This window comes from Thalassospira sp. UBA1131 (genome assembly GCF_002311515.1).
In the GTDB taxonomy this organism is placed as follows: domain Bacteria; phylum Pseudomonadota; class Alphaproteobacteria; order Rhodospirillales; family Thalassospiraceae; genus Thalassospira.
The window spans coordinates 74,365-85,508 of sequence record NZ_DCAO01000132.1; the positions used below are offsets into that span (position 1 = coordinate 74,365).

Sequence of the window (11,144 nt, forward strand, 5' to 3'; positions counted from 1 at the left end):
CCCTTGAGTTGTCTGGTTATCCCCCCGGGGCAGAAGCCGCCCTTTTGCTCCGGGGGACTTTGCATCCTTTTCTGGTAGATATGAGCAGCGTTGTCCTGTTAAGCATTACTTCCTTGTGCGGCACCTTGTTCGGAATTGCGAAAGCGTATCTGATCGTGGCGCGATCGTCGCTATATGCTGGCAACAATTGCCAACAGATGCATCGACCGTGACGGTGACTACTGGCAACTCCGAATGGCCGGATAGCTCACGCGGAACTTGTCATAGGCATCATCGAAAGCCTGGCGGAGGGCCTGATCGGGTTCGATCGTTTCACGTACTTCTGGAATAGTCATGATGCTGTCTGGTGCCGCGCCCGTAGCAGCAGTCATGCCAAGGCGAGCAGCCCCAAGTGCTGCGCCAAACTCACCGCTTATGGGAAGCGAAAGTGGTACGCCAAGGATGGTTGCAATCAGCTCAATCCAGTAGCGGGATGCCGAACCGCCGCCAATAGCAATCAGTTGATCGAATTTGGCATTGGTGGCGACAAGCGCCTCGAAACTGTCACGCAGGCCAAAGGCAACGCCTTCGAGGACTGCACGTGTCAGGTCTGAACGGCCGGTTTCTGTACTAAGGCCGGTAAAGCTGCCGCGGATTTCAGCATCATTGTGCGGGGTGCGTTCACCCGATAGATAAGGCAGATAACGCACCGAACCCGGTTTTTGGAGGTTTTGACCCAGCTCAGTGGTCAATTCAATCGGGTTTTGACCCGTGATGCGGGCAAGCCAGTTAAGGCTATCTGTCGCGGAAAGCATGACCCCCATCTGATACCAGCGCCCCGGAATGGTATGGCAGAATGTATGCAACGCCGTTTCGGGTGCCGGGTGATAACCAGCCCGGGATGCAAGTAACACACCCGAAGTGCCAAGAGAGACAAAGCCTTGTCCTTCATCCTGTGCGCCGATACCGCAGGCAGCAGCAGCATTGTCACCAGCCCCACCTGCAATTGATACCGGTCCAGTCAGCCCCCAGGCATCAAGAAGGGCGGGGCGTAAGCGACCGGCTTCTTCTGTGCCCTCGACAAGGCGTGGCATCTGGTCACGGCGCATGTTCCCGGCATCAAGCAGGGTATCGGACCAGGTCCGCCTGCCGACATCAAGCCATGATGTGCCGGCACTATCAGACATGTCCGCGACATAGTCGCCGGTCAGATAGAAATTGAGGTAAGCCGCAGGCAGCAGGACCTTGGCGGTTTTGGCATATATTTCCGGTTCATGTTCGTGCACCCATTCGAGTTTGGGGGCGGTGAAGCCCGGGAAGACGATGTTGCCGGAAATGGCACGTACCTGATCCTTGGCATCCAGACGGGCGGCCTCGGTGTGGGACCGCGTATCGTTCCACAGGATGCATGGGCGAAGTGGGCGACCAGCGTCATTCAAAAGCGTTGCACCATGCATATGTCCTGCAACGCCGATGCCGCGCAGGGCCGAAAATTGTGGGTAGTTGTCGCGAAGCTCTGCGATGGCTTCTTCCAGGGCGGCAATCCAGTCTGCCGGGTTCTGTTCCGACCAACCTGGATGCGGATGTGCCGCGTGATAGGCGCGTTCCGCAGCTCCGATCGGTTGGCTGTCTTCATCGACCAGCAGCAAACGGACGCCAGAGGTTCCAAGGTCAACACCAAGAAAAGTCATTCCATAGCCTTTATCGCTGAAATCGAAGCCGGTAACACGGTGTTAGTGGTGACGTCATAGCATTAGTTTACTTAAGGCTGCGTAGAATTTCGTCGCCAATTTCCTGAAGGCTTTCAAAGATCTCCAAAGCCCCGGCATCACGAAGCACCTGACTTTGATCTGCGCGAATGTCATGCAAATGTGCGCCGCCGATAAAGCCCAATGCAGTCATCCCAGCCGCCCGCGCCCCTTTTACCCCGTGTGGGGAATCTTCAATCACCACACAGTTTTCGGGCAGGACAGAGATACCTTCGGCAGCCAGCAGGAACAGGTCAGGGGCGGGCTTGCCATTGGTGACCTGATCGGCGCTGAACGCCGTGCCGGCGAAATGCACCGCAAGGCCCGAGATATCAAGCGTTGCCCCCATCCGCCGCAGCGAGCTTCCCGTCGCCAGGGCGGTTTTCACCCCGGCATCGGTTAGGTGCCGCAACAGGTTTTCGGCATCGGGAATTTGGCGTAGTCGGGTTTTGTATTCCTCCAAGAGCCGGTCTTCGACCCGTTCGGTGAAATCAGCCGGACAGGCTTTGCCAAGCCGGTCCGAGACATGCTTGCAAATGTCTTGGATCGAGACGCCAAGAAACCTGTCGCGCACGTAATGGATGCTGGCGTCATCAATACCAAGATTGTTCATTTCGGTTGCAATAACTTCGAGTGACAATGGTTCACTGTCGACCAGACAACCATCAAGGTCAAAAATAACCGCGCTAGGTACGTCCATCATCAGCCTTCTAGATCCTTTGTTCGGTGTCACGATCGAACAAATGCACATTGGCAGGATCAATCACATAATAAAGCTCGGATCCCGGACGCGCCGCGATACGCTGTTTGACGAGGGCGTCAATCAGATCGCCGTTGGATTTGGCAACAATCTGGGTTTCAGAACCGGTCGGTTCGACGACGACGACCTTCATCGCAATGCCGGTCTCCCCGATATCGATATGTTCCGGGCGAATGCCATAGGTCACACCCTGGCCAACTTCGGCGGTGGTTTCAGGGATCGGCAGGATCAGGCCGTTATCAGATTCAAAATGCTTCTTACCGTCAGCCTCACCGATCTTGCCATGGACAAAATTCATCGATGGCGATCCGATGAAACCGGCGACGAAAACGTTGGTTGGGAAGTCATAGAGATCAAGCGGGGTGCCGATCTGTTCAACCCGACCATCACGCATGACAACGATCTTGTCGGCCATGGTCATGGCTTCGATCTGATCGTGGGTGACATAGACGATGGTTGTGCCAAGACGCTGATGGAGTTCCTTGATCTCCACACGCATTGTCACGCGCAGCTTGGCATCAAGGTTTGAAAGTGGCTCATCAAACAGGAAAACCTGCGGATCACGGACAATGGCGCGACCCATGGCGACACGCTGGCGCTGACCACCGGAAAGCTGTTTGGGGTAGCGGTCCAGAAGGTGGGCAAGGTCAAGGATCTCAGCCGCGTTGGTGACCTTTTCCTTTATTTCGCTTTCGGGATGCTTGGCCATCTTGAGTGGAAAGCCGATATTTTCATACACCGTTTTATGCGGATAAAGCGCGTAGCTCTGGAACACCATTGCGATGTCGCGATCCTTGGGGATGACGTCATTTACAACGCGCCCCCCGATGGAAATTGTGCCATCCGTTATTTCCTCGAGCCCGGCCAGCATCCGAAGCAGGGTTGATTTGCCACAGCCCGATGGCCCGACCAGAACAACGAATTCGCCGTCCTTGATATCGACATCCACACCATGCATGACCTGAACATTGGCGTAGCGTTTGATTACGTTTTCTATTTTTACATCGGCCATAAGGCTTCTCCCTATTGCGGCAATTCGATCTGCAGCTTGACGTCCGCCGGAGGTGCGGAGGCCGCGATATCGAATGCGCGCACGCTGTCTTCGAATGCGAATGTTCTGGTGATAAGCGGTTTGACGTCGATCGCGCCGGAGCTCAGCATGGCAACGCAGCGCGGAAACACATGGGCATAGCGGAAAATGTTTTCGACCCGGGCTTCGCGGATCATGGCAGCACCCGCGTCATAACTGATCGGGTCGGGTTGACCGCCAATCATGACAACACATCCCCCCGGACAGAGCGGCTCAAACACGCCTGCGGCGGCCTTTGGCGAGCCAGTGGCTTCAAACACGACATCCGCGCCCCAGCCATCGGTATCGCGTTTGACGATGTCGGTGATGTCTTGCGATTTGACATCAATCGGGGTGATTGCCGGGCTTAGCGATGCGGCGATTTCAAGTTTCTTTTCCGCAAGATCGGCGACGTAAACCCGTGCACATCCGCCCGCCAAGGCAGATAGTGCGGTGACAAGACCAATAGGGCCGGCACCAATCACAAGGGCGATGTCACCCGGTTTGATTTTTGCCTTGGTTGCGGCGTGCACGCCGACCGCCAATGGTTCAACCATCGCAGCCTCGGCAAAGGAGACATTGTCGGGCAGTTTGAAGGTAAAGGCTTCAGGATGAACGCAGGTCGGACGCAATATGCCATGTACCGGCGGGGTGGCCCAGAACCGGACCGCAGGATCAACATTATACATGCCAAGACGGGTGGCCTTGCTGTTGGGGTCGGGCACGCCTGGCTCCATGCAGACGCGGTCCCCGACGGAAAGGGTTGTGACGTCGCTCCCCGTCTCAATAACGGTGCCCGATGCCTCGTGACCGAGGATCATCGGTTCCTTGACGACAAATGGACCGATACGACCATGGGTGTAGTAATGCACGTCAGAGCCGCAAATGCCGACAGTATGCATTTTGATGCGGACATCACGCGGACCCAGGACCTCTTCCTCGCGATCAATGGCAGGAAAGTCACGCAGGGTGATGTCATCCTTTTTTTCAAGAACCAGCGATTTCATGACTTATCCTTTCCTGACAATGTGGACGGCAATCGCAAGGGCAATGAAGTTCGAAATCCAGATCGATGCGCCCATCGGTTCGATAAAGCGGAACCAGAAGAGCGACATCGCCACCCAGATCACGACCGAAATGAAACAACGGTCAAAGGCGTTGGTCTCAATCGGCAGAAAGCCCTGACGTTCTTGCGTCGTGGTCGGCTTCCTTTGGTTTTCTTCCTCGGTCAGAGGTGCTGTATCGAGCTGTGTCGCGTTTTGCTTTGTCATGGTGTTATCCTTTCACCGCGCCAAAGGTTAGGCCTGCGACAATGTGTTTTTGCACCAGACCAAACACGATCAGGGCCGGGATCAGGGTAAAGACCGAAATGGTCGCCATAATTCCCCACTCCGTCCCCGTGGTGGTGACATATTCCGAAAGACCGGTGGTAAGGGTGCGGGCTTCGAAATTGGTCAGCGTTGCCGCCAAGAGATATTCGTTCCAGGCGAATACCCAGGTCAGAATAAGGGTTACAGCCAGTCCCGGGCGGCACAGCGGAAAGACGATTTCGGTGATTACCTTCCACGGGCTTGCGCCATCGACATAGGCTGCTTCATCCAGCTCGCGCGGGATGGCATCAATCGTCGGGCGCAAGGTCCAGATGGCAAAGGGCAGGTTAAAGGTGCAGTAAACCAAAATCATGCCAATGCGGGTATCAAGCAGGGTAAAATCCCCGATGCGATAAACCTGCGTCATCAAAAGAAATAGCGGCAGCAGGAATACCGCCGGTGGTGCCATGCGATTGGTGATCGTCCAGAAGAAGATCGATTCCTTGCCTCGGATGGCAAATCGCGACAGGGCATAACAGGTAAAGAAACCAAGCACGGTGCAAAGCACGGCATTGCCGGTCGAAATCACCAGCGAATTGACCATGTAGCTGCGCAGCAGGCGGTTGCCAAGCACCTCGGTATAGTTGCCCCAATAGGGGTTGTTAACGATCAGATCCGGAGTGCTGAAAAGCTGCACGGCCGGTTTGACCGATATGACAAACAGCCAATAGATCGGGAACAGCGTCAGCAGACTGATCATGATCCAGAAGAGGGTGGTGAGTAGCGGATTACGCTTTTTCATGGTCTTATCCCTTCCGGTTCTTGCGCGGGGCCAGCATGCTGACATAGAGCAGCCAGCAGGCCACGATAGTCAGGTAAAGCACGATCACGGAAATGGTTGACCCGTACCCGTAATTGGTTTTGGGGAAGACTTCCTTGAAGATATGGACACCAAGGAAACGGGTCGATGACCCGGGCCCGCCGCCAGTCAGCATCCAGACTTCATCCACGGTACGAAGGGCGTCCATCAGTCGGATAAAGACCGTTGCAACCAGGGCCGGTGTGATCATCGGCAGGGTAATGTGCCAGAAGGTCTGCGCTTTGTTCGCACCATCAATCTGGGCCTGCTCGAACGGATCGCGCGGCAGGGAAACAAGTGCCGCAATCAATGTCAGAGTGACAAGCGGCGTCCAGTGCCAGATATCCATGATGACAATCGTCATAAAGGCCGCAGGGGCCGATGTGCCGATATTCATCGTGATGCCAAACCACTCATCCAGATAATGCGGAATGATACCGATTGAGGGTGTTGTCATCAGTTTCCAGACGGACCCCACAATGATCGGCGCCATGATAAGGGGCAGGGTATGAATGGTGCGGAATATGGATTTTCCGGGGAATTCCTTCATGAAGGCCTGTGCCAGCAGATATCCGATAATCAGTTCGGACAGCACGGCAAAAACCACAAACGCCACAGTCACGCTGAGCGAATTGAGGAAGGCTTCATCAAAGACAATGCGGCGAAAATTCTCCGCCCCGTTAAAGATCATTTCAGGTGATGCCGCAAACGGGTTCCATTGATGGAACGAGACAAAAACGACATAGAGAAACGGCAAAACACCGAAAAAAAACAGGATCACCAGCGTCGGGGCCAGGAGGATCCAACCGAGTTTGTTGGATTGCATCGTCTACTCCCTGGAAAAAGATGCAGTCAGGCTGTCATGGCCCCTCAAAGGACCAAGTCAGTTCGTGGCCGCTGCCCGATGAATGGACAACGACCACGAGGGATGTTCTCAGGAAACAGACCTATTTGCGATAGCCAAGGTCGGTCAGCTCGGCCTCGGCCTCGGCTGCCATCTGATCAAGTCCTTCTTCCGGGCCAAGATCGCCGGTCAGGATTTGATAAAGGATCGGGGCTGTGGCTTCGCGCACCTGAGCGTGGAACGGATATGCCGGGGCACCGGCAAACAGGTATCCCTTGTCACGTAGCAGGTCATAATAGCCGCCAAGTTCCTGGTTCATCGCCTGAACCTTGGGGTCATCATAGGTGGTCTTGTTGGTCACGCGCGGTGCGGCAACAGCCCAGTCCGGCTGAACTTCGTCCTGACCGATATATTGAAGGAATAGCATCGCGGCTTTCTGATTTTTTGAGGTTGAAGGAATGCCAAATGCACCGCCATCGTAATAGCCGATGTAGCCTTCGCCACCTTCGACTTCTTCAAGAATGCCGTCTTCCATCGGCGGAAGGGCAACGCCAACATTGCCAACAACGAGTGACTTGGTCTCATCGGCAGCAATCCAGCCGGCATTTTCGCCGTAAACCAGCCCCTGAGCCACGCGGCCCGCACCAAAGGTGGTGCCGACTTCGGTCCATGTGGATGCGTTACTTTCAGGCGGCGCGATATCGCGCATGCTCAGCCACCATTTCATGGCTTCCTTGGCTTCATCGCTGTTCATTTCGCCGCCATTGGCGACCGATGCCGCGTAATTGTTATCAGCATCGATGCCCCAGTTATAGACACCATAGGTCGGTGCGATGGTTTCAAAGAACTCGTACCATGATGCAGGATGGCCGGTATGGGCCTGTGCGGTCGTGCCCCACAAATCCATGTCGTGATCTTCACCCCATTTGGTGAAGAACTGTGCGATTTCGGCATATTCTTCATGGGTCTTAGCCGGGACAAGATCGCGACCTGTCTGCTCTTTAAAGGCCGCCTTGATCTCCGGATCATTGAACAGATCGGTGCGATAGAGATAGATCTTGATAAACGCTTCCATCGGAACGCCGTACAGATCACCGTTCTTACCGCGGAAATAATCAGCAAAGGTGGTGAAGTTGTCTTCGCTATAAGTCGGTGCCTTCAGGTCTGGGTTGTCGGCCAGAAGTTTTGTCGTGTCGGTCAGGAAGTCGCGTGCCAGATAGGAGTAGACGATGTCCTGTTCGATGAAGACCATGTCATAGATGCCCGTACCGGCTTCCATGTCCTTGATGGCCTTGTCATACATTTGATCCCAGGACGTGGTTTCGATATCGACCCGGATGCCGGTCAGCTCTTCGAATTCCGGTGCAAGAACTTCACGGATATAGTTCGAGGGCGGTGTAGACTCTGTCACACCGCGCAGGGTGACATCCTGATAGGACTTGGCGGCTTCTTTCCAGAATGCGTCATCGGCATATGCCGCGCTTGAGGCAACAGCCATCGCCAAAGCGGACGCGCCCACTTTAAGTGCATAATTCATTGGTTTTCCTCCCGTTGGAATGATGGGATATCGCCATCAGCAGTCTTGCGCTGCTTTGGAATCGCGATTCCAGTCGCCGGAAGAATGCATATGTATTAAACTGCATGCAAGTGAAAATTTTCATTTGTAATTTTTTAAATACATTTGTTAGTTTGCTACCTATAACAAAACATACTGCCGCAATGCGCAGGGTCATGAGAGGAAATAAAGCATGCCAAGAGAGCCGCTTGAGGACGGGGAAGGGTTCGTAACCGAGGTCTGTTGGCGTTACTATGTGAACGGCCAGACGCAGGCCGAAGTCGCACGCGATATGGGAGTTACGCGTCTTCGTGTTAATCAGGCGATCCAAAAGGCGAAATCGCTTGGAATTGTGAAAATCCAGATCGAGTCACCATTTGTGACCCGCCTTGAGGCACAAAAACGACTTGAGCTTGCCGGTGTCGGCAAGGCACTGGTGGTACCGGTTGATCACGCCAATTATGACTATCACGCCCCTGTCGGGGCGGCGTTGGCCCACTATCTTTCAACAACACTCAAGAACGAGCAGTGGAAAAGAATTGGCGTTTCATGGGGTGTAACATTGCAGCGCGCCATGGAGCGTTTGCCGCTTCAGTCTCTTCCAGATCTTGAGATCCTTGCCCTGATGGGGGGGACGTCGGCCGGATCGTCGTTCAATGCCTTTAGCATTGCATCGGGCTTTGCCGAACGGTTTGATGCCAATTATTCCCATCTGGTGGCGCCGATTTATCTGCCCGATGATGTCGATAAGGATGTGTTCCTTAGCCAGGAAATCTATGCATCGCATATCGAGCGATGCATGTCGGCAGATGCGGCCTTGCTGGTGGTTGGTGACGTTTCCGACCTGTCATTCATGGTCAAGTACGGTTTGCCGCGTGATGTGACCATGCAGGAATTGCGTGATGCGGGTGCGGTCGGTGATGTGCTTGGTCGTTTCCTCGATGCCGAGGGTAACGAGATTGATCATCCGCTCAACGCGCGCACTGTCGGGGTGAACCTGAATGCGCTGGCAGATATTCCCAACAAGATCCTGACCGCCGCAGGCAAGCATAAGGTCCCGATCATCAGGGCCGCGATCAAGCGGGGGCTTGTCGACACACTTGTGACCGATGACCTGACGGCGGAGCTTTTACTCGAAACCATGAGATAACCAATCCTGCGCACGCCAATAAGACAGGGTATATGTCAATAAAAACAAGGCATTGCGCGATCTGACATCAGGGAAAACGTCGAGATATGACAGATATATTTTCAAGGAAGAAAGTCATCATCACCGGTGCCGGTAAGGGGATCGGGCGTGCCTGTGCCGAAAACATGGCCAAACGCGGCGCGTCGGTCGTTGCCATGGCGCGCACGCAATCCGATCTGGATGCACTCTCGCGTGAAATCGGGGCAGAGGGCATTTGCGTCGATCTGGCCGATAGCGATGCGGCTCGCAAGGCAATGAAATCAGCCGGTACGGTGGATTACCTGATCAATTGCGCGGGGACCAACGTTCTTGAAAGCGTGCTTGGGATGACCGATGAGGGCTATGAAACCGTCATGGGGATCAATCTGCGTGCTGCCCTGATATGCGCTCAGGAGTTCGCCCGTGCGCGCGTTGCGGCGGGCGGGGGCGGGGCGATTGTCAATGTCACGTCCATTGCTGGGCACCGCGGCTTTGTCGACCATATGTGCTATGCCGCGTCCAAGGCCGGACTCGAAGGTGCGACGCGTGTGATGGCCAGGGAACTTGGCCCGCATGGCATCCGCGTTAATGCGGTGGCTCCGACGATCACCATGACTGAACTGGCGGTGAACTCTTGGTCTGACCCGGCTAAAAGTGAACCGATGATGGTGCGCCATCCCCATGGCCGCTTTGCCGAGGTCGAAGATGTCGCAAGCGCCATCGTCATGCTGCTTGATGATGCTGCGTGCTTTGTCAGTGGCGCCGTTCTTCCTGTCGATGGCGGCTTTCTCGCTGTCTGATCCCAAACCTAATTCTTTCGGAGATATATTATGGTTCAATCACTTAAGGGCAAGATTGCCGTTGTCACTGGTGCCGCATCGGGCATTGGTCTGTCGACTACACGTGCGTTACTTGACGCGAGTGCAAAGGTTGTAATGGTGGATTACAACAAGGATGCGCTTACCGAGTTGGCAGGCGATCTTGGAGAAAATGCGATTGCCCAGCACACTAACCTTCTTGATGTCGACAGCTGTGCGGCCATGGTTCCCGAAATCCTGGAAAAGGTCGATCACATCGATATTCTGCATTGTAATGCCGGGTCTTATATCGGCGGTGATCTGGTTGAAACCGATACGGCAACCATCGACAGGATGCTGAATTTGAACGTCAATGCAGTGATGAAAAACGTCCGTGATGTGATCCCGCACATGCAGGAACGCGGGACTGGCGATATTATTGTTACTGCCTCCGTTGCCGGGCATATGCCCATCCAGTGGGAACCGGTTTATTCCGGATCAAAATGGGCGATGACCTGCTTTGTCCAGACCATGCGCCGTCAGCTTAATAAACACGGCATTCGTGTCGCCCAGGTGTCTCCGGGACCTGTCGTTTCGGCCCTTCTGGCCGACTGGCCGGAAGAAAACCTGCGCAAAGCCAAGGAAAACGGAGCATTGCTCGATCCAGAGGAGGTCTCGGATGCGGTAATTTACATGCTGTCACGGCCGCGGACCGTCACGATTCGCGATATGATCGTCCTTCCGACTAACTTTGATATTTAGCCATATAGTCACTTCATTAACGCCATGATTGTTTGGGCAGGCGCCAAAAAAAAACTGCCCAAATCGTGTTGTTATGGTTTGCAGAAATCAGAAGTGCGAAGTGAATGATTTATTAGTAAGTTTGATACTCAAACTAGGTTCTATCTTACTAGGAGGCCGGTTTCCGAATTGTCGTAATTCCAGAAAACTTAGGTACTTCACTGTCACAGCGGTCAGTTTCGACAAAGCCGCAGGACGTTCATGCCCTGTTGGGTAAAGAACTGGATCTGTTTGCTGATCGCCAATCCGGTGTC

At 54.3% G+C, this 11,144-nt stretch carries 11 protein-coding genes; 3 read left to right on the plus strand and 8 right to left on the minus strand.

Going from position 1 to position 11,144, the window contains the following annotated elements; genetic code table 11:
* Positions 1 to 218: 218 nt before the first annotated feature.
* The 8 genes from xylB to B3Z49_RS21735 form a co-directional block, all read right to left on the minus strand.
* Positions 219 to 1,670, minus strand: a complete 1,452-nt coding sequence (gene xylB / locus B3Z49_RS21700; protein WP_296994879.1) for a xylulokinase — start codon at positions 1,668 to 1,670, stop codon at positions 219 to 221.
* Between the two features lie 67 nt (positions 1,671 to 1,737).
* Positions 1,738 to 2,430 carry an HAD family hydrolase gene (locus B3Z49_RS21705; RefSeq protein ID WP_296994882.1) on the minus strand — a complete coding sequence of 231 codons (693 nt, stop codon included), beginning with the start codon at positions 2,428 to 2,430 and terminating at the stop codon, positions 1,738 to 1,740.
* A gap of 7 nt (positions 2,431 to 2,437) precedes the next feature.
* A complete protein-coding gene (locus B3Z49_RS21710; protein ID WP_296994885.1) occupies positions 2,438 to 3,499 on the minus strand; it encodes an ABC transporter ATP-binding protein in 1,062 nt (353 codons plus the stop codon).
* Between the two features lie 11 nt (positions 3,500 to 3,510).
* Positions 3,511 to 4,563: an NAD(P)-dependent alcohol dehydrogenase gene (locus B3Z49_RS21715; protein ID WP_296994886.1), complete on the minus strand. Its 1,053-nt coding sequence runs from the start codon at positions 4,561 to 4,563 to the stop codon at positions 3,511 to 3,513.
* 3 nt (positions 4,564 to 4,566) lie between these two features.
* Positions 4,567 to 4,827, minus strand: coding sequence for a DUF2160 family membrane protein (locus tag B3Z49_RS21720; protein ID WP_296994890.1), 261 nt, complete (start codon positions 4,825 to 4,827; stop codon positions 4,567 to 4,569).
* Between the two features lie 4 nt (positions 4,828 to 4,831).
* The gene (locus B3Z49_RS21725; protein WP_296994892.1) at positions 4,832 to 5,668 is read right to left on the minus strand and encodes a carbohydrate ABC transporter permease; all 837 of its coding nucleotides are present in this window, start codon (positions 5,666 to 5,668) and stop codon (positions 4,832 to 4,834) included.
* A gap of 4 nt (positions 5,669 to 5,672) precedes the next feature.
* On the minus strand, positions 5,673 to 6,551 hold the full coding sequence (locus B3Z49_RS21730) for a carbohydrate ABC transporter permease (RefSeq protein ID WP_296994895.1): 879 nt from the start codon (positions 6,549 to 6,551) through the stop codon (positions 5,673 to 5,675).
* Positions 6,552 to 6,672: 121 nt separating this feature from the next.
* Positions 6,673 to 8,106, minus strand: coding sequence for an extracellular solute-binding protein (locus tag B3Z49_RS21735; protein WP_296994897.1), 1,434 nt, complete (start codon positions 8,104 to 8,106; stop codon positions 6,673 to 6,675).
* A gap of 211 nt (positions 8,107 to 8,317) precedes the next feature.
* On the opposite strand from B3Z49_RS21735, the gene B3Z49_RS21740 reads away from it, so the two are divergent.
* From B3Z49_RS21740 to B3Z49_RS21750, 3 genes are all read left to right on the plus strand, one after another.
* Positions 8,318 to 9,274: a sugar-binding transcriptional regulator gene (locus B3Z49_RS21740; protein WP_296994900.1), complete on the plus strand. Its 957-nt coding sequence runs from the start codon at positions 8,318 to 8,320 to the stop codon at positions 9,272 to 9,274.
* Positions 9,275 to 9,360: 86 nt separating this feature from the next.
* On the plus strand, positions 9,361 to 10,092 hold the full coding sequence (locus B3Z49_RS21745) for an SDR family oxidoreductase (RefSeq protein WP_296994902.1): 732 nt from the start codon (positions 9,361 to 9,363) through the stop codon (positions 10,090 to 10,092).
* 30 nt (positions 10,093 to 10,122) lie between these two features.
* Positions 10,123 to 10,851: an SDR family oxidoreductase gene (locus B3Z49_RS21750; protein WP_296994905.1), complete on the plus strand. Its 729-nt coding sequence runs from the start codon at positions 10,123 to 10,125 to the stop codon at positions 10,849 to 10,851.
* Positions 10,852 to 11,144 lie beyond the last annotated feature (293 nt).